This window comes from uncultured Chitinophaga sp., from assembly GCF_937898475.1.
Taxonomy (GTDB): Bacteria; Bacteroidota; Bacteroidia; order Chitinophagales; family Chitinophagaceae; genus Chitinophaga.
Map to the genome: position 1 here is coordinate 154,801 of NZ_CALEJS010000039.1, position 20,336 is coordinate 175,136.

Here is a 20,336-nt window from a genome sequence, read left to right on the forward strand (position 1 = left end):
TGGGGTAATAATGTAAAAGGATATATGGAATACGATGTTACTGCATCTATAGTTCTTTATAAAAATAATGAGGTTGTAAAGGCTGCCATCAGCAGTTTTTTGAAAACCAGGAAAAGGATTAAATTATATCTACTCGACAATTCTCCGGACAGGATTCTTGAAACGGACCTGGCAGACTTTATTGCGGATCCGAGAATAGAATATATATACAATGGTGCAAACCTCGGTTTTGGAAAAGCCCATAACATTGCCTTGAGAACCGTGGTAGACGAAGCGCCCTATCATATAGTGCTCAATCCAGACGTTTATTTTAACGAGGGGCAGGTGGAGATCTTGTATGATTTTATGGAGAAAACGCCCGATGTAGGACAGCTATTACCCAAAGTGTTATATCCTGACGGCTCCGTACAACATCTTTGTAAGCTGGATCCCACACCACTGGACCTTTTTTTGAGAAGGTTCGTGCCTTCATTTCTATTAGGACCTTTTAGAAAAAGACTGGATGCATTTGAATATAAGGACAGGGATTACAACCAAATCATGGAATCAACTTTTTTATCCGGATGTTTCATGTTTATACGAACAGCTGCGCTTAAAAAAGCAGGATATTTTGACGACCGGATCTTTATGTATTTTGAAGATGCGGACCTTACCAGGAGAATTGCAAAATATTATAAAACCTTATATTTCCCGCATGCAGTTATCTATCATCACTATGCCAGAGGAGCACATAAAAGCTTTAAGCTGATGATCATTTTTATGAAAAGTGCTTTTGTCTACTTTAGTAAATGGGGATGGTATAGGAACGGTAATAAAAGATCTGATCGTATGCTCACAGCTAAGATGGGCCGCTGAAAAACGATCATTAAAACCTGGTTACACCATATGAAGAAAGAGTATGTAATCATTATTACGGGAGCGGGTGGGTTTGTCGGTAGCAGATTTGTAGAATATAACAAGACGCGCTATAAAATAATTCCACTGTCCCTTCGGGAACCCAGGTTCGATCAGGTCAGCTGGAACGGGGTTGACGTTGTTGTTCACCTGGCTGGAAAGGCCCATGAAATGACTCCTATACCGGATAAGATTTATTATGATGTAAATTATGACCTTACCCGGCTGCTTGCTGTTCACGCAATAGAGCAGGGTGTACGGCACTTTATATACATTAGTTCAACCAAGGTATACGGGGATGAAGTTAACCAGGTATTTGATGAAAAATCAGCATGTCATCCTACCGATCCTTACGGGAAAAGCAAACTCATGGCAGAGCAATGGCTGCAAAGCCAGTCATCAGTGGCATTTAAGGTGGCGATTGTCAGGCCTCCCCTGGTATACGGACCGCATGTTAAGGGTAACATGCTGAAGCTGCTGCATTTGTCTGACTCAGGTATGCCGCTTCCGTTCGGCAGTTCAGACAATCAGCGGAGTGTTGTGTTTGTGGATAATCTGATAGCGTTGATCAATACTATTATTGAACGTCAGGCAGAGGGTATATTTGTTGCAGGTGACGCTAAACCAGTATCTACAGGTTTGCTGGTGAAGGCAATGCGAAACAGCATGCAAAGAAGAGCCAATACAGTAGCCATGCCGGGGCTTTTTAAAATGTTGCTCAGGAAAATGAAACCTGCTTTGTACGCGAGACTATACGGGTCATTTGTTGTACAAAACGAAAATACCAACCGGACGCTTGATTTTACTCCGCCCGTCGCTACTGAAGACGGCATTCATGAAATGGTTCAATGGTTTAAAGCCTCAGTTCAATCCAAAGTTTAAATTCTAAATACACGTAAATATGAAAGCTTTGCTAGATTTGGAGCAGTTCATTGCGGCCAAGGTAACAGGTAGAAAAGAAAGTCTGTTGGCTGCTGATCTCGAGAATTACAAAGACGAGCTGTTTGAAAGAATAGCTGGCAAATCTGTGCTGGTTGTAGGTGGCGCCGGTACCATCGGTTCCTCCTATATTAAGGCGTTGCTTCGCTATAAACCTGGCAAATTAGTGGTGGCTGATATTAATGAAAACGGTTTAACAGAACTGGTACGTGATTGCAGAAGCCGGAACGACGTAAGTTTGCCGAAAAATTTTATTTCTTACCCTATTAATTTTGGCGATAAGGTCTTTGAAAAGGTCTTCATGAATGAGGGCCCGTTTGATATAGTAGCAAACTTCGCTGCACACAAACATGTACGCAGTGAAAAGGACATCTTTTCCATCGAAGCGATGATCGACAATAATGTGCTGAAGGCAAAGAGGTTCCTTGATATGTTGCTGAAAACCCCACCGCAACATTTCTTTTGCGTATCTACAGACAAAGCTGCTAATCCCGTAAATATTATGGGGGCCTCCAAGAAATTGATGGAGGAAGTAATCCTCGCATATTCTAACCAGATCAAGATATCAACCGCACGATTTGCAAATGTTGCGTTTTCTAATGGAAGTCTTCCGGCGGGCTTCATTGAAAGAATAATGAAAAAACAGCCGTTATCCTCTCCCTCTGATGTGAGGAGATATTTTGTTTCTCCGGCCGAATCGGGAGAAATTTGCCTGATTGCCTGTATGCTGGGTAATTCAGGAGAAATTCTTTTTCCAAAGCTTGATCCCGAAAAGGACCTGGTGAACTTTGCAGATATTGCCAAAGCATTCCTTCAACATTTGGGCTTTCAGGCTGATGTGTGCAAAACCGAAGAAGAAGCGAGAGCCAAAGCGGCAGCACTTGGTAACAATTCCAATACTTATCCGCTATATCTTTTTGAAAGCGAGACATCAGGAGAAAAGCTTTTTGAAGAATTTTACACTGCAGAAGAAGAGCTGGATATGGATAGGTTCAGCGCATTGGGAGTAATCAAAAATGCATTCTGCAGAGACCAAAAAGAACTGGATAGTATTATATCAGACTTGCAAAGTACCTTCAGCGCACAAGCAACCAAGGAAGATCTTGTTCACCTGCTGAACAGGTTACTGCCCACGTTCCAGCATATTGAAAAGAACAAAAACCTGGATCAACACATGTAAGAATATGTACAAAGTAATTAAAAGACTGATTGACCTGACGGGATCTACAATATTACTAATATTGCTGCTCCCTATTTTGTTACCCATTTGTATTATTTTAAAGTTTACGGGTGAAGGGTATATATTTTATTTACAGAGACGTATAGGCTATAAGAATAAATATTTCGACATATTTAAGTTCGCCACCATGTTAAAAAACAGCCCTAACATTGGTACAGGCACAATTACAACCCGTAATGATCCGAGAGTATTTCCATTTGGAAAGTGGCTTCGTATGACCAAGATCAATGAGCTTCCTCAGATAATAAACGTTGTAAAGGGAGATATGAGTTTTGTGGGGCCCAGACCACTTGTACAGAAAACATTCGATTTTTATCCGGAAGATGTCAAAAGCAGAATTTATAATTCGAAGCCTGGTATTACAGGAATAGGTTCTATTATTTTCAGGGATGAGGAAAAACTCATATCTGAGGCTAAAGAGCCTCCCTTTGAGTTTTATGGCCGGGTGATTGCACCTTACAAAGGTGCGCTTGAAATGTGGTACCAGGATCACCAGTCGCTTAAAACAGATGTATTGATCGTTTTCCTGACTGTATGGGCAATCATTGCGCCCCAGAGTGAACTGGTGTATAAAGTGTTTAAAGACCTGCCGGAACGGCGGTTCTAGCATTTGAGTGTAAGTTTTATTTAATGCATATCTTTGCTCATTCGCTTACAAACATTTATTTATGCTTCCAAAACTCCGTGTATTCGCCCTGCTGACAATCTTCTCCCTTGTGACAATGATTGATGTACACGCCCAAAGCGCCGGGCGCCAGTACTCACTGGGTTTTTACCAGCCTACATCGGATAGCAGCAGTTATCATTCTTCCCTTAGAGACTACATGGTGCAACCCGTGTTTGCATTACCAACAGATGATACTATCAGCAAAAAAAGCTGGTTTCACCGTAAGCTTTTTCAGGAACATCTGCTGGAATATAAAGGAGATGATTATGAGTTTTACGCTAGTATCCTACCCGATCTCCTGGTAGGTCACAGCAATAGGAACGGTACTACCTGGTTGAATACCCGTGGAGTGGTGGCGGGTGGTAAAATAGGCAATAACCTTACCTTCTATACTGAGTTTTATGAGAACCAGGGAAAATTCCCTAAGTACGTTGACCAGTTTGGCCGTGCAACGCGTGTAGTGCCGGGGCAGGGGGAATTTAAGGATTATAGCAATGGCAAGGCTTTTGATTTCGCCTACGCATCCGCCCTCATTAATTATAAAGCCGGTAAACATTTTGACTTCCAACTGGGATATGACAAAAACTTCATTGGCGACGGCTACCGCTCCATGTTGCTATCTGATGTACCTTTCAACTACCCCTTTTTTAAAATAGTAGCTAACGTTGGCCGTATACAATATACCACCATGTGGGCCCAGTTCATAGACATGCGCTATCCCAAGGCCTCTTACGATAACGGATACAGGAAAAAGTGGGGCGTGTTCAACTATCTTGACTGGAATGTAAGCAAGAAAATCTCTTTAGGTCTCTTTGGCGGGGTCATCTGGCAGGATTCAGATTCAACAGGTAAACGGGGTTTTGATATGAGCTATATCAACCCTATCATATTCCTGCGTCCGGTTGAGTTTTCTGTAGGATCCTCAGATAATGCGATCCTAGGCCTGAATGCAAAGTATGCCGTGAGCCGTAACAGCGCCATTTATGGTCAATTCCTCCTGGACGAATTCAAACTGAGCGAATTCACCAAGGGAAACGGTTGGTGGGGTAATAAGTTCGCAGGCCAGCTGGGCTTCCGTTCTAACAACCTTTTTAAGGTGGCCAACCTGAATGGTCTTACAGAAGTAAACGCTGCCCGGCCTTTCACCTACTCACAACGTACTTCATTGAATAACTACGGACACTATAATCAGCCACTTGCACACTCCCTGGGGGCCAATTTTGTAGAGTGGGTCAATATTGCGGATTACCGTTATAAACGCTGGTTCCTGCGTGGAGAATTAATGTATGCTCACTATGGACTGGACACTGCTGGTACTAATTTCGGGAAGGATATCTTCAAATCATACGAAACCCGTACCCAGGATTATGATAACAAGATCGGCAACGGGCTTTCCACTAATTTGCTTTACCTGCAGGGCACCCTCGCTTTTCTGCTGAACCCGAAGTATAACCTGCGCCTGGAAGCATCCGTAGTTGCCCGCCGGGAAAGCAATGACCTTGGCCGCACCAGTGAGCTTATATTCCAGGTAGGATTGCGTAGCACGTTCAGGCAATTGTATTACGATTTTTAACGCATTTACATGAAAACAGCACTTATAACCGGGATTACCGGTCAGGACGGCGCTTATCTGGCAGATCTCCTGCTGCACAAGGGTTACCACGTGCATGGCATTAAACGCCGCAGTTCTCTTTTTAATACCGACCGTATAGATCACCTCTACCAGGACCCTCATGAGCAGAATGTACATTTCAAGCTCCATTACGGCGATCTTACGGATTCTACTAACCTGATTCGTATTATCCAGGAAGTGCAACCTGATGAGATCTATAACCTGGGCGCCATGAGCCACGTAAAAGTGAGCTTTGAAACACCGGAGTATACCGCCAATGCAGACGGAATAGGCACCCTTAGAATACTGGAAGCAGTACGTTTACTTGGCCTGACTGAAAAAACAAGGATATACCAGGCCTCAACATCAGAGCTGTATGGCCTGGTGCAGGAAGTACCGCAATCAGAAAAAACGCCTTTTTACCCGCGTTCCCCTTATGGTGTAGCCAAGCTGTACGCCTACTGGATCACCGTTAACTATCGCGAAGCATATAACATGTATGCCTGTAACGGCATTCTTTTTAATCATGAAAGCCCGTTGCGCGGAGAAACTTTCGTTACCCGCAAGATCACCCGGGCCGTGGCTAAAGTAGCGCTGGGTATGCAGGATAAGCTGTTTATGGGAAACCTGGATGCACAACGAGACTGGGGGCATGCAAAAGACTACGTGGATGCCATGTACCTTATACTGCAACAGGAGCAGGCCGAAGATTATGTAATCGCCACCGGTATTACCACTACTGTACGTGAATTTATACGTTTGGCCTTTGCTGAAGCCGGTATCGGTATCGAGTTTAAAGGCAGCGGTGAAAATGAAAAGGGCATTGTGAGCAGTTTTGATGCCGGTATTTCTAACCTCCGCACCGGGCAGGAAGTAGTGGCTATTGATCCCCGGTATTACCGCCCCACGGAAGTAGATCTGCTGATAGGAGATCCCAGCAAGGCACAAAGTAAACTGGGATGGAAGCCTAAATATGACCTGGCAGCATTAGTGAAAGAAATGGTGACAGCCGATACTGAGCTGTTCCGCCGAGAGAAACTGCTGAGTGATGCAGGTTACAAAGTATTGAACCAATTCGAATAGGAAATAACATGCAACAGCATCAGAAAATATATGTGGCAGGACACCGCGGCATGGTGGGTTCAGCTATTATGAGAAAGCTACAACGGGAAGGTTTCAATAATATTGTTACAAGGACTTCTTCGGAACTGGACCTGCGCGACCAGTATGCAGTAGCCGCTTTCTTTTCGGAGGAAAAGCCGGACTATGTATTTCTGGCGGCAGCTAAGGTAGGCGGCATTGTAGCCAATAACACCTATCGGGCGGAATTCCTCTATGATAACCTGATGATCCAGAGCAACGTCATTCATCAGTCTTATGTCAAAGGCGTACAGAAACTGATGTTCCTGGGCTCTTCCTGCATCTATCCCAAACTGGCCCCACAGCCGCTGAAAGAAGAATACCTGCTTACAGGCCTGCTGGAGCCCACTAATGAACCATACGCTATCGCCAAAATAGCGGGTATCAAAATGTGTGATGCTTACCGCGACCAGTACGGTTGTAACTTTATCTCGGTAATGCCTACCAACCTGTACGGTCCCAACGATAACTACGACCTGCAGCACTCACATGTGCTCCCCGCCCTGCTCCGCAAGTTCCATGAGGCAAAGGAGACGGGCGCTCCGGAAGTAGTGATCTGGGGCACCGGCTCACCCAAAAGAGAATTTTTGCATGCAGACGATATGGCTGCAGCCTGTTTTTTCCTGATGCAGCATTATAACGAACCCGGCCTGATCAATATAGGCGTAGGAGAGGATATCAGCATTGCGGACCTCGCGCGGTTGATACAGCAAATTGTAGGGTACAATGGGAATCTTGCTTTTGATACCTCCAAACCAGACGGTACGCCAAGAAAATTAATGGACGTTTCCCGATTACATGAGCTTGGCTGGAAAGCACAGATATCGCTGGAAGATGGAATCCGCGAGGTATATAAAGGAGTTGTGAACGCCGGCCTCCTACAATAGGCGATAAGAATAATAGCACGAAATGGTAGTGCTACCAGGCAAAAAATTACCTTAAATTAGTAGCATACATTGCATCAATTTAAACTGGACATCTATGCCTGTTATCCTACTGCATTTGCTTGTTATTCTGGGCATTACTGCGTTGTATACCCTTGTAAACGCAGTTCCGGGTATGTTCCGGAAAAATAAAACCGTCTAAACCGGTCATGTCTCTATTGGCGAAATACCATTAAAAAGCATTATCGGCAGAAAGCGCTTGGCCCCCCGTCAGTAACGGGGGGTTTTTTTACGCCCTCAGGGTACATGCAGCAGATTGCTAGTAAGAGATAAACAAATGGATTCAAGGCCGATCCCGTATAGCAGCTGGCAGGATATTCATCCCAATTGAGCAGATACTATACTACAGTCAGAACCTCCGGCTACAGATTTATCTCATGGTATGGGTAGGTGCTAATTCAATGTACAAAAAGTTTTTATATTATACAATAAAAAACTGCCAATTTCTGTTAATCACAATCCATATGCCAATTATAAGCAAGTAGTTTTACTATCTTCGCCCCATGCATTACGTAACGGTAGAAGGGCTTACAAAATCTTATGGTGAAAAGCCGCTGTTCAGGGATATTTCTTTTCATATCGAAGAAGGCGACAAAATTGCACTGGTGGCATTGAATGGTACCGGTAAATCCACCCTGCTGCGTATTCTCTGCGGAAAGGAAATGCCAGATGAAGGAAAGGTATGGGTACATAAAGAGGTGACCGTTGTAATGCTGGAACAGCAGTCCGCTTTCAACCTGAACAAATCTATACTGGCCAATATTTTTGCCCAGGATCACCCCGTGCTGAACGCTATCAAAGAATATGAACGCCTTACCGACGATGACAGTGAACCAGACACAGCCCGGCTTGCAGCCGCCATTGCAAAAATGGACGAACTGGGCGCCTGGCACTTCGATGCCAAAGTGAAACAGATACTGGGCAAGCTGAATATTCACCACCTGGACCAGGAAATGGGTACACTGTCAGGCGGACAGCTGAAACGTGTAGCACTGGCCAAAGTATTGATCGATATCGGCTTTGAACATAAACATACCCTGCTGATCATGGACGAACCGACCAACCACCTGGACGTATCCATGATCGAGTGGCTGGAAAGTTTCCTGAACCAGGAAAACGTAACCCTGCTACTGGTAACGCACGACCGCTACTTCCTGGACAGTGTTTGTAACGAGATCATTGAGCTGGATCAGCAGCAACTCTTTATCTACAAAGGCGATTATGAAAACTACCTGGAGAAAAAGGCCGCCCGTGAAGAAAGCGAGAAAGCCAGCGTAGAAAAAGCACGCAACCAATACCGTAAGGAACTGGAATGGATGCGCAAGCAACCCAAGGCCCGTACCACCAAAGCTAAGTCGCGTATCGACGCTTTCTATGATGTAAAGGAAAAAGCCAGTGTGCGCATAGAAAAACAGCAGCTGGAACTGAACGTGAAAATGACCCGCCTGGGTGGAAAGATCGTTGAGCTGAAAAAGGTCTATAAGGCTTATGGTAACCTTGCCATCCTCAAAGGTTTTGACTATACCTTCAAAAAAGGCGAACGTATAGGGGTAGTTGGTAAGAATGGCGTAGGTAAATCCACCTTCCTGAATATCCTGCTGGGACAGGAACAACCTGATTCCGGTAAAATTAATATAGGCGATACCGTAGTATTTGGTAACTATAACCAGCAGGGCCTGGTACTGAAGGAAGATATGCGCATTATCGAATTTGTAAAAGGTATTGCAGAATACTTTCCCCTGGCAGACGGCACCAAAGTAAGCGCCGCCCAGTTCCTCCAGCTCTTCCTGTTCCCGCCTGAAAAGCAGTACACCTATGTGTCTAAGCTGAGCGGCGGTGAAAGAAGAAGGCTGCACCTGCTCAGCATACTGTTCCGTAACCCAAACTTCCTGGTATTGGATGAACCTACCAATGACCTGGACCTGCCTACCCTGAGCATTCTGGAAGATTTTCTGCAGGAGTACCAGGGTTGTATCATCATTGTGAGCCACGACCGCTACTTCATGGATAAACTGGTAGATCACCTTTTTGTATTTGAAGGCGATGGCGTAGTACGCGATTTTCCCGGTAACTATACCCAATACCGCGAATGGGAAAAAGAAGAAAGCCGTAGTACCAAAGAACTTCCCGCCACAGCTACCGTTAGCAGTACCGCCACCGCATCTGCCCCTGATGCCGGTAAGCCGCGCAAGTTATCCTATAAGGAGAAACGCGAGCTGGAACAGCTGGAACAGGAAATAGCCAAACTGGAAGCTGAAAAACAATCCATCGATCAGCAGCTCTCCAGCGGCAACCTGCCTTACGAACAACTGGAACCTCTTACCCGGCGGGTGGGAGAAGTAATGCAGCTGCTGGACGAAAAAGGCATGCGATGGCTGGAACTGAGTGAGCTGGAAGGCTGACCCTGCCGTGCTCTGCCGTAATTGTCCCCATACAAACGTGTTATTGATAAAATGGATAAATAGTTTAACTTAAGAGTAGTTTAGTCATACATCATACACGGGTTGCATGGGACAATGGAAGAGAACCGGCGGGGAACACTGGCTTATACTAACTTTTACAATTATTGCACTGTGTTTTTTTATCCGCTGTAATACTTCCCCGCCAGATACACATCATCGAAAAGTATCTATCCGAAAAGATGGTAAACAATATACAATTTACCGTAACGGGCAACCTTTTGTTGTGAAAGGCGCATCCGGCTATACACACCTCGCTGAACTTAAAGCGGCCGGCGGCAATACTATCCGTACCTGGGATACGGTGAACCTGGAAGCTATACTGGACGAGGCCCAACGTAACAACCTGGCTGTAATTGCGGGCCTTCCGCTGCCTTCGAGTGATGCGCTGAACTATTTTTATAAAGACACTCTAAAAACAGCTGCCGCCTGCCGCACATTCAAACAGGTAGTCCAACGCTATAAAGACCATCCCGCTTTGCTGATGTGGTGCCTGGGCAATGAACCGGCATTCTCTTTCAAACTACGTTACCGGCCCTTCACTAAAACATTCAACCGCCTGCTGGACATGATCCATGATACAGATCCCGATCACCCCGTAACTACCACTATGGTAAATTTCAGCGTTTGGCAGGCGTTGTTCATAAAATGGAAAGTGCACCAGCTTGATGTTATTTCCTTCAACATATTCGGCGAATTGAATCGCCTGTCGCAAAAACTGGATAAATATGCATGGCTCTGGAAAGGGCCATTCCTGATCACCGAATGGGGCGCCTATGGTCCATGGGAAGTTAACAGAACAGCATGGGGCGCTCCTATTGAGAATACCAGTACCAAAAAGGCGGAACAATACGGACAGCTGTACCGCTATCTCCCGGTGAACAATCCCCGTTTTTTAGGCGCCCTGGTATTTTACTGGGGGCAGAAGCAGGAGGTAACCCCCACCTGGTTCAGCCTCTTTGACGAAAAAGGAAGGCCAGCAGAAGCAGTAGACGTAATCAGGGCTTTGTGGGCGGGCCAGCCAGCTGCCAGTAATGCCCCCCATGTGCAGTATATGCTGTTAAACAATAAGGGTGCTGCAGATAACATTATGCTCAGATCAGACAGCGTTGCCAGCGCCACCTTGCTGATGCAGGATACGCTTTCACCCGGGCTCTCGCTGCACTGGGAAGTATGGCAGGAAGACTGGTTTTCTGAGCTGCGCCGCCCACCCATGAAAATATTCGATACAGTGATTAATAACTCCGGTAATAAACTGGCATTTAAAGCGCCGTTGTCCGAAGGTCCTTACAGGATCTATGTAACAGCGTTGAACAGCCATGGGCGTTTTGCCACCGCTAATACGCCGTTCTACGTGGTAGAACAGGATTAACGGTTCGGACGTTTATAATAGAGGATGATAAAGCACCTACCCAGGAAAAAAAACAATTGAATGGCCGCACCCCGGAAAGCTCCACCTCCGTCCCGGAGGGATCTGTTTGCCATCAGGCTGATGATACTCATTGGCATAGCATCCATGTTGTTTTTCCTGTACTTCCTGCTGAACCCGTTACAAATAGGGTATGCACCGTTTTACTGGCTGCTTATGGCAGGCATTTTTTTCGGCTGCCTGCGCGTATTGCATGAGTGGTATCATTACTTCTATATAACAGTGCCGCCTGAACCGCCGCTAACAAAACAATTCACGGTAGACATCTTCACCACCTTCTGTGCAGGGGAGCCTTACCCGATGATCGTACAAACGCTGGAAGCCATACAGGCAATCCGGTATCCGCATACTACTTATCTCTGTGATGAAGCCAACGATCCCTACCTGGAGGAAGTGTGCCGCCGCCTGGGCGTAAATCATATTACCCGTACCCTGAAAGTAGATGCCAAAGCGGGGAACATCAACAATGCACTGAAGCATTCCAGCGGAGAGCTGTGTGTGGTGCTGGATCCTGACCACGTACCGGTGCCCGAGTTCCTGGATGCCGTTATTCCCTATTTTGCAGATGAGCAGATAGGGTTCGTACAGGTGGTACAGGCTTACTCCAACCAGGGTGACAGCCTGATAGCAAGAGGGGCTGCCCAGCAAACCTTCCAGTTCTATGGTCCCATGATGATGACCATGAACCACTACGGCACGGTGCTGGCTATTGGCGCCAACTGTACTTTCCGCCGGGCAGCGCTGGATGCTATTGGCGGTCATGCGGCCGGGTTGTCTGAAGATATGCATACCGCCATGCAACTGCATGCCAAAGGATGGAAATCGGTATATGTACCCGCGGTGCTTACTTACGGACTGGTACCTTCAACGCTGAGCGCTTACTACAAGCAGCAGCTGAAATGGGCCAGGGGCACCTTCGAGCTGTTAATCACCACTTTTCCCAGACTGTTCAGGCATTTTACCTGGCGTCAGCGACTGCACTATTTTACTATTCCTTTTCATTATTTTTCAGGGGTGATCTTCCTGATCAATTTCCTGGTGCCCATTCTTTCACTTACACTGGGCATCATACCCCTGAAGGTAGACATGTTGTCTTTTGCCCTGATAGCGCTACCCTTCCTTACCGCTACATTAGGTATACGTCATTTTGTACAGCATTGGGTAATGGGCGAGGATGAACGGGGCAACCATATCGTAGGGGGCTTACTGTTAATAGGCACCTGGTGGATCTACATCCTGGGCCTCGTGTATACGCTTATCCGCAAAAAGATCCCGTACATACCAACACCGAAGGACGACAGTGAACCAGACAGCTGGCGCCTGAACATCCCCAACGGCATTATTGCACTGGCATCAGCGGGGGCGATTGTTTACGGGCTGTATACAGACTGGAACCCCTATGCCTGGGTAATGTCTGGTATCGCGCTTGTCAACTGCGTGATCATGTTGTTCAACATCGGCATCAGCCGCCGCCTCCACCTGATACGTTTTAAAAATAATCATGAAACGGTCAGCACCGTGCTGAATTATGCGGCAGCGCTGAAGCTGCGGTTCTGGCATTTCAGGCATGACCTGTATACCGCTATCAGGAAGTTTGCGCTGACGCTGTTGATCTGCATGTTTACCGTTACCCTCCTGTTCATGGCGGCTGCTTCCAAACTACCCACACGTACGGGTAAGCCGGCTTTCAAACGCGATATTTTTTATTCGGGGATCTTCAGCCCGTCTGGAAACAATGGCCTTACCTCCATGCGACAGATACAGGATGACCAGTCCCGGTATAACTGCCACTTCAATATCATCTCGCTATATATAGCCTGGGGCGACGAGGAACGTTGCCTGGTGCCCCGTTCACTGCTGGATTCCATTTATGATAATGGCTCTTATCCTATGATCACCTGGGAACCCTGGGCGGCGCTTTTTAAGGATAAAACCCTTAACAGCGATCAGGGAATGCTGGCCCGCATTGCATCCGGCCAGTATGATGCTTACCTGGAAAGATTTGCCAACCAGGTAAAAGAGCTGAACAGGCCTGTATACCTGCGCTTTGCGCATGAACCGGATAATCCTTTCTATCCCTGGTCTGCCAGCGGTGGAAACACCCCGGAAGCATTCAAAAGTGCCTGGCAGTACGTACACCGTTTCTTTGAGCAGAAGAACGTTTACAATGCAGTATGGGTATGGAGCCCCTGGAAAGCAGAAAATGCGGATGCTTACTTTCCAGGTAAAGCTTATGTAGACTGGCTGGCGGTTACAGCACTGAACTACGGATCGCTGAATGACAGTAGTAAAGCGTATTCCTTTAAGGAATTATACATGCCCTTCCACCGGCTGCCGCTTTTTAATACTGATATACCAGTGATGGTGGCTGAAGCAGGTTCGCTAAAAGGAGCGGGCAACCAGGATGAGTGGTTAGACAATACCCTTACTGCTATAGAAGATCAATTTAAAGAGATAAAAGCCCTGGTATTGTTCAATACGGCTGCAGATCACAACCTTCCGGCCGGAACACAGGGAGCAGTTTTGAACTGGCAGATAGATACGCCCGGTGTTTTCTTTACCGCCATGGCGTGGTATCATGCCCGTAAGTGGCATGGACTTTCTGCTCCTTACCACGCAATGCCTGTATTGCCGTCTTACACCGCTGCAGTATTACCCCGGAGGAAGCTTCCGGACAATATCCGTGGTGTGAATTACGAAAAAGGCAAACATTGGTACAGGAATCTGCATGCGCTAACACGGAGAACAGTAGAGAAAGATTTTGCAGACATGAAAATGCTGGGGATTAATACTATTAAACGTACAGGCCCCGGGGTGTACGACAGGAACATCCGCGCGGTGGCACGACAGCTGCATATGAAGATCCATTACAGCTTTCCTGCTCCGGATGTATCTGACCTTATTGCCGACCAGGATAAACTCTCCAAAGCTGCCGATAAGATCGTGGCCACAGTGAAAAAGTTGAAGAACGATTCCAATATTATTGCCTGGAATATATCTGATACGATCTGGCAGCAGCTGGAAGAACTGTTTTATAAACCTACGCTCACCTATCAGCAGGCAGTCTATACTGCCTGGCTGAGAACACTGTTGTCGCACATCCGTGCACTGGACAGTGTTCGTCCCATCACGATGGATGTAAGGCTTAATAGTGATGTAGAAAACGTGGTGGCAAGGCTGCAGCAGGAACTGCCGGCTGTCAGCGCCTTTGGCCTGATCATTAACGGCACGGATACCAGCGGTTGGGGAGCAACGGCCCGTCTTAAATCGCCCTGGTTTATCAGCCAGGTACAACCGGAACTGTATGCCAAAATGAACATCCGTTCCGACCATGTTTTTCTAACCAACTGGCAGGATATACATGACAGGGACTACCTTACTTTTGACGGTATAGCAGATCACTGGGGCCGTCACAAGCCCAGCTGGGCGCTGGTGGAGAAACTTTGGGGACAGCGCCGCCTGCAGCAAACACTTTCACCGGTAAAGATACTCCGCCCGGCAGCCCTTACTTCGGCAGACAGCCGCCTTACCTATCAGGCCATCATCGATCAGCAGCAGTGGCAACTGGCCAGTAGATTTCCAGATGCCGGTATTCACTTTGAATGGTACCTGGTCAGAACTGATGAATGGGGCAACCCTGTGACGATGGAGCGTGTGGGCAGCGGTCCTTCAATACAACTTACCATTCCTCCAAGGCCCTCCCAATACCGCTTATACCTGGTTGCCGCAAAGGGTAATGATGTAGTAACCGCCTATTCCCGGCTCAATATTCCGCTTTTATATAAAAATGGTAGGCCACATTAAGAAAACCGGCACGAAAAGTGCTTAAACAAGTACCGTCAAAAAACGGATTGTTTTTTAATTTAAGGGAGACAATACAACCATATCGAATTTATTGATGCCATGATACAGCGGAAGAACCTTTACTGGGTATTTTCCCTTCTTTTGATGAATTGCCATACTACCCCCTCAAAATCTGTTAAGCACCGAACCGTATACGTCAACAAGGAAGGGGAGCAATATGTACTTTACCGAAACGGCCAACCTTTTAGTGTAAAAGGCGCCTCCGGCTACACACATCTGGAAAAGCTGCGCGAAATAGGCGGCAATACCATCCGTACCTGGGATACGGTCAACCTGGCCGCTATACTGGATGAGGCACAGCGTAATAACCTGGCAGTGATCGTTGGTCTATCCATGCCCGTTAGCGCCTACCTGGATTATTTCTATAAAGACACCGCCAAAACAGCAGCCCAGTTTCGGGCCTTTGAAAAGACAGTGCGCCGGTATAAAGACCACCCTGCACTGCTGATGTGGTGCCTGGGCAATGAGCTGAACTTTACCTGGAAACCGGGATACAGTGCTTTCTATAAAACCTACAACCGGCTGCTTGATATGATCCATGCTACGGATACCAATCATCCCGTTACCGCTACTATGCCCAATCTCAACATTGTACAGGTAATGATGATCAAGTGGAAAGTGCATGACCTGGATCTTATTTCCATCAACACGTTCGGTAAACTGGAGTTGCTGAATGATCAGTTAAAATGGTATGCCTGGCTCTGGAAAGGACCTTTTCTGATCACCGAATGGGGCGCTTATGGCCCATGGGAATCTGAACGTACCAACTGGGAAGCGCCTATTGAAAATACCAGCACCAAGAAAGCGGAACATTACCAGCAACTATACACGCAGCTGCCACAGCATAATCCCAGGTTCCTGGGCGCCCTGGTTTTTTACTGGGGACAGAAACTGGAAACAACGCCTACCTGGTTCAGCATATTTGATGAAGGGAATGCATCTACAGAAGTTGTGGGTGTTATACAATACCTGTGGACCGGCAAACGGCCTGCCCATCGGCCACCGCATATCAGGTATATGTTACTGAATAACAAGGGTGCAAGAGACAATATCGTGCTTCCATCCGGTGAAAAGCAAACCGCTGAATTGCTCCTGGAAGATAAACCGGCAGACTCAATTAAAGTACATTGGCAGATACTGCAGGAGCACTGGTTTGGAGAACTGCAGCAGGCGCCGCTCACAATGCTGGATACGGTACTCGCTGCCGGTAACGAGTTACGCCTGACATTTAAGGCCCCCGTGAAGGAAGGCCCCTATAGAATATACGCAAAGGTGATGGACGGCTACGGAAATTTCTCCACGGCCAACACGCCTTTTTATGTAGTTGAGTAGTTATGTGAAAGTTTAAATTATGCATGTACCACCCAAAAAAGCTAACCCTCCATCGCTGATAGAGCGCTGGTCGCTCCGCCTCATGATCGTCATCGGCGTTTGCAGTATGGCGTATTTTCTATACTGCCTGCTCAACCCTTTGCAGGTAGGATATGCGCCTTTTTACTGGCTGCTGATCATCACCACCGTCTTTAATTGCCTGCGGGTATTACACGAATGGTATCATTATATGTATATAACGGTGCCGCATACACCGCCGGCAACAAAGCAATTTACGGTAGACATCTTTACTACGTTTTGTGCAGGGGAACCTTACCCCATGATAGAGCGGACACTGAAGGCTATACAGGCTATCCGCTATCCACATACTACTTATCTCTGTGATGAGGCAGATGATCCTTACCTGAAAGCATTATGCCGCCGCCTGGGTGTGCGCCATGTTACCCGCACCATAAAAGTAGATGCCAAAGCGGGCAACATCAACAATGCACTCAGGCAGTCAAACGGAGAACTCTGTGTGGTGCTGGATCCTGATCATGTGCCGCGGCCCGACTTCCTGGATCATATTGTTCCGCATTTTTCAGATGATGGAGTAGGTTTTGTACAGATAGTACAGGCGTATGATAACATGAAGGACAGCCTTATTGCCAAAGGGGCCGCCCAGCAAACCTTTCAGTTCTACGGCCCTATGATGATGACCATGAACCGTTATGGCACCGTACTGGCTATTGGCGCCAACTGCACCTTCCGCAGAACAGCGCTGGATTCCATCGGCGGGCATGCGGCCGGCTTGTCTGAAGATATGCATACGGCCATGCAATTGCACGCCAAAGGATGGCGGTCAGTATATGTACCGGTAGTGCTTACCTATGGCCTTGTGCCATCTACTTTATCAGCCTACTACAAACAGCAGCTGAAATGGGCGCGCGGTACCTTTGAACTGCTGGTTACCACCTACCCGAAACTGTATAAGCACTTTACCTGGCGGCAACGCCTCCATTATTTTACAATACCCTTCCACTATTTTTCAGGCGTGATCTTCCTGGTTAACTTCCTGGTGCCTGTGCTCTCACTTACGCTGGGCCTCATTCCTTTCCGCATGGACCTGCTGTCCTTTGCACTGGTGAGCGCACCCTTCCTGACTACCACCATGGCTATCCGGCATTTTGTGCAGCGGTGGGTAATGGGAGAGAATGAAAGGGGCAACCATGCATTAGGCGGCTTACTGCTGATAGGCACCTGGTGGATCTACATACTGGGCCTGGTGTATACCATCATCCGGAAAAAAATACCGTATATACCAACCCCTAAAGATGACAGCGAATCGGATAACTGGAAGCTCAATATACCCAATGGTATAGTGGCATTGGTATCGCTGGGAGCTATTATATACGGACTGTATACTGACTGGAACCCTTACATACTGGTGATGGCGGGTATTGCAGGTATGAACTGCCTGATCATGCTGTTCAATATCGTGATCAGCCGCAGGAATGATATGCTCCGATTAAGGGCCCGTCTCAGTTTCATGAAAGAGCTGTTTAACGGATGGAAAGTGGTGAAGCAATTCCTGTGGGATTTTCGTCATGGTATGTACGACGGTATCCGCAGTGTTGCATTGCTGCTGGTGCTGCTTATTTCCTTCTCTGCTTTGTACTTCCTGACAAGCGCCGCCCGTTTCCCGGGGCATGTACCGCGCTACCGCTATAAGCAGCATGTATTTTATTCAGGTATTTTCAGTCCTGCGCAGCCTGGCGGACTTAGCGTTATGAAGCAGGTGAAAGACTATCAGCAACGTTATTACACCCACTTCAATATTGTTTCGCTCTATATTCCCTGGGGCGATGAGGCGCAGTGTTATGTGCCGCTGAAACTGGCAGACTCTATTTACAGGAACGGCTCTTATCCCATGATCACCTGGGAGCCCTGGGCCGGGCTTTTTAAGAACGGAACGGCGGCCGGGGAACAATTCATGCTGTCGTATATCTACACAGGTCACTTTGACCGTTACCTGGAAAAATTTGCATTCCAGGTAAGATCGCTTAACAGGCCGGTGTACCTGCGTTTTGCCCATGAGGCGGATAATCCCTTTTATCCATGGTCTACCAGCGGCGGCAACACCCCTGAAGATTTTAAGAAAGCCTGGAAGTATGTGCATGATTTTTTTGTACAGCATAAAGCCAATAATGTAATATGGGTATGGAACCCCTGGAGGGCAGAACACATAGACGACTATTACCCCGGCGAGGGCTACGTGGATTGGCTGGGCGTTACCTGCCTGAATTACGGCTCCTTTAATCCTGACAGTACGGCTTACACTTTTAAACAGCTGTACGCGCCTTTTCACCGCCACCCGTTATTCCGTTCGGGCCTTCCCGTTATGGTGGCAGAAACAGGATCACTGCGCGAGGAAGGAGGTCAGGAAAAATGGCTCTCGGAATCCTTTGTGGCCATAGACCAGCAGTTTTCAGAGATAAAAGGCATTGTATTATTTAATTCCGATGTAGATAGAAACCTGCCTAATGGTGCAAAAAATACAGCGCTGCACTGGAAGCTGCAGGATCCCGGCGCCTTTTTTACAAGCACCAGGAAATATCAGGCCTCTAGAGGCTACCGCTCTGTTCACCGGAATCAAATGATACCGCTGATGGCGGTGTATAACACCCCCACAAGAGAAAGGCGCCCACTGCCTGCCGATGTGCATGGCATACATTACCAGAAAGGACGCCACTGGTATAAGAATTTTCATGCGCTTACCCGCAGAACTATTATCAATGATTTTGAAGGCATGCAGCGGGTAGGTATCAATACCATCCGTCGTGAAGGTCCCGGTGTATATGACAGAAACATCCTTTCACTGGCGGCTGATTATCACATCCGGGTACACTACAGCTTTGATGTGCCCGAATTGACGGATGTGATCAGGGATATGCCACAACTATCTCAGCTATCAAATGAGATTGTGGCCACGGTCAAAGACCTGAAAGATCATAAAAACATTGTAGCCTGGAATATTGCCGATACGCTGTGGCAACAGCTGGCAGACCGGTATTACAAACCTTCGCTGCTTTACCAGCAGCAGGCTTATATTACCTGGTTAAAGAAACTGCTGCTCCGTATCAAAGCGATAGACCCTCAGCGGCCCGTTACCATGGAAGTGCCGCTGAATAAAGAACTGGCAGCTACCTTACAGCAGCTGCAACTACAATTGCCGGAGATAGATGCTTTCGGACTGATCATAAGCAGCGATACTACCGGTCTGGCCGCCATCAACAAGTTGGAGGTACCCTGCTTTATCAGCCGTATATCCGTACCGGAGTACAAAATGACAGGGCCTCTGCCTATGAGCACATTCATCTATGCCTGGCAGGATACCGGGGAGAAGGACTACCTGTCTTTTGACGGGCTGGTGGATCACTGGGGGCGCTATAAACCCGACTGGTATGAACTGGGACAGCGCTGGGGCAAAGAAAAAGCGGATAACGCATTGCCGGAGCTGAAGATACTCCGCCCCGCACAACTGGCCAAACCGGGATCTACGCTTACTTACCGGGCCCTGGTGCGCAAGGGGCAACAATGGGCTACGCCTAAATCAGACGCTCAGCATATACGTTATGAGTGGCGGCTGGTACGTGTAGACCGCTGGGGTAACCCGCTGATAATGCAATGGGCGGGTGAGGGTACAGAACTGAAGCTGGACATTCCTGATAATCCGAAAAACTATAAGCTGTACCTGCTGGCTATCCAGGGAGAACGCTCTGCTACTGCCTTGTCAGATCTGAATATTCCCATAAGATAATAGGTGTGGGCTTCTAA

12 protein-coding genes are annotated in these 20,336 nt (G+C 47.3%); all 12 read left to right on the top strand.

The window, feature by feature from the left end:
• Positions 1-24 precede the first annotated feature (24 nt).
• The 12 genes from Q0577_RS22590 to Q0577_RS22645 all read left to right on the top strand — a co-directional run bounded on the left by Q0577_RS22590 (position 25) and on the right by Q0577_RS22645 (position 20,319).
• Positions 25-855: a glycosyltransferase gene (locus Q0577_RS22590; protein ID WP_298740355.1), complete on the top strand. Its 831-nt coding sequence runs from the start codon at positions 25-27 to the stop codon at positions 853-855.
• Positions 856-885: 30 nt separating this feature from the next.
• Complete coding sequence (locus Q0577_RS22595; protein ID WP_298740356.1) at positions 886-1,776, top strand: NAD-dependent epimerase/dehydratase family protein; 891 nt, start codon at positions 886-888, stop codon at positions 1,774-1,776.
• Between the two features lie 19 nt (positions 1,777-1,795).
• Positions 1,796-3,013 (top strand): UDP-N-acetylglucosamine 4,6-dehydratase, encoded by a 1,218-nt coding sequence (locus tag Q0577_RS22600; protein ID WP_298740357.1) that lies wholly within the window; start codon positions 1,796-1,798, stop codon positions 3,011-3,013.
• A gap of 4 nt (positions 3,014-3,017) precedes the next feature.
• Positions 3,018-3,680: a sugar transferase gene (locus Q0577_RS22605; protein ID WP_298740358.1), complete on the top strand. Its 663-nt coding sequence runs from the start codon at positions 3,018-3,020 to the stop codon at positions 3,678-3,680.
• A 61-nt stretch (positions 3,681-3,741) separates the two neighbouring features.
• Complete coding sequence (locus Q0577_RS22610; RefSeq protein WP_298740359.1) at positions 3,742-5,313, top strand: hypothetical protein; 1,572 nt, start codon at positions 3,742-3,744, stop codon at positions 5,311-5,313.
• A 9-nt stretch (positions 5,314-5,322) separates the two neighbouring features.
• Positions 5,323-6,435 carry a GDP-mannose 4,6-dehydratase gene (gene gmd / locus Q0577_RS22615; protein ID WP_298740360.1) on the top strand — a complete coding sequence of 371 codons (1,113 nt, stop codon included), beginning with the start codon at positions 5,323-5,325 and terminating at the stop codon, positions 6,433-6,435.
• An 8-nt stretch (positions 6,436-6,443) separates the two neighbouring features.
• The gene (locus Q0577_RS22620; protein ID WP_298740361.1) at positions 6,444-7,379 is read left to right on the top strand and encodes a GDP-L-fucose synthase; all 936 of its coding nucleotides are present in this window, start codon (positions 6,444-6,446) and stop codon (positions 7,377-7,379) included.
• A gap of 560 nt (positions 7,380-7,939) precedes the next feature.
• Complete coding sequence (locus Q0577_RS22625) at positions 7,940-9,838, top strand: ABC-F family ATP-binding cassette domain-containing protein (RefSeq protein WP_298740363.1); 1,899 nt, start codon at positions 7,940-7,942, stop codon at positions 9,836-9,838.
• 283 nt (positions 9,839-10,121) lie between these two features.
• On the top strand, positions 10,122-11,267 hold the full coding sequence (locus Q0577_RS22630; protein WP_298740365.1) for a glycoside hydrolase family 2 TIM barrel-domain containing protein: 1,146 nt from the start codon (positions 10,122-10,124) through the stop codon (positions 11,265-11,267).
• A gap of 60 nt (positions 11,268-11,327) precedes the next feature.
• Positions 11,328-15,128, top strand: a complete 3,801-nt coding sequence (locus Q0577_RS22635; protein ID WP_298740366.1) for a glycosyltransferase — start codon at positions 11,328-11,330, stop codon at positions 15,126-15,128.
• 99 nt (positions 15,129-15,227) lie between these two features.
• Positions 15,228-16,520, top strand: coding sequence for a glycoside hydrolase family 2 TIM barrel-domain containing protein (locus Q0577_RS22640; RefSeq protein WP_298740368.1), 1,293 nt, complete (start codon positions 15,228-15,230; stop codon positions 16,518-16,520).
• Between the two features lie 19 nt (positions 16,521-16,539).
• Positions 16,540-20,319, top strand: a complete 3,780-nt coding sequence (locus Q0577_RS22645) for a glycosyltransferase family 2 protein (RefSeq protein WP_298740369.1) — start codon at positions 16,540-16,542, stop codon at positions 20,317-20,319.
• Positions 20,320-20,336: the final 17 nt, after the last annotated feature.

Excerpts from the sequence above, each read along its gene's own strand:
- Q0577_RS22590 (WP_298740355.1), top strand. The coding sequence starts at position 25 with ATGGAATACGATGTTACTGCATCTATAGTTCTTTATAAAAATAATGAG.
- Q0577_RS22595 (WP_298740356.1), top strand. The coding sequence starts at position 886 with ATGAAGAAAGAGTATGTAATCATTATTACGGGAGCGGGTGGGTTTGTC.
- Q0577_RS22600 (WP_298740357.1), top strand. The coding sequence starts at position 1,796 with ATGAAAGCTTTGCTAGATTTGGAGCAGTTCATTGCGGCCAAGGTAACA.
- Q0577_RS22605 (WP_298740358.1), top strand. The coding sequence starts at position 3,018 with ATGTACAAAGTAATTAAAAGACTGATTGACCTGACGGGATCTACAATA.
- Q0577_RS22610 (WP_298740359.1), top strand. The coding sequence starts at position 3,742 with ATGCTTCCAAAACTCCGTGTATTCGCCCTGCTGACAATCTTCTCCCTT.
- gmd (WP_298740360.1), top strand. The coding sequence starts at position 5,323 with ATGAAAACAGCACTTATAACCGGGATTACCGGTCAGGACGGCGCTTAT.
- Q0577_RS22620 (WP_298740361.1), top strand. The coding sequence starts at position 6,444 with ATGCAACAGCATCAGAAAATATATGTGGCAGGACACCGCGGCATGGTG.
- Q0577_RS22625 (WP_298740363.1), top strand. The coding sequence starts at position 7,940 with ATGCATTACGTAACGGTAGAAGGGCTTACAAAATCTTATGGTGAAAAG.
- Q0577_RS22635 (WP_298740366.1), top strand. The coding sequence starts at position 11,328 with ATGGCCGCACCCCGGAAAGCTCCACCTCCGTCCCGGAGGGATCTGTTT.
- Q0577_RS22640 (WP_298740368.1), top strand. The coding sequence starts at position 15,228 with ATGATACAGCGGAAGAACCTTTACTGGGTATTTTCCCTTCTTTTGATG.
- Q0577_RS22645 (WP_298740369.1), top strand. The coding sequence starts at position 16,540 with ATGCATGTACCACCCAAAAAAGCTAACCCTCCATCGCTGATAGAGCGC.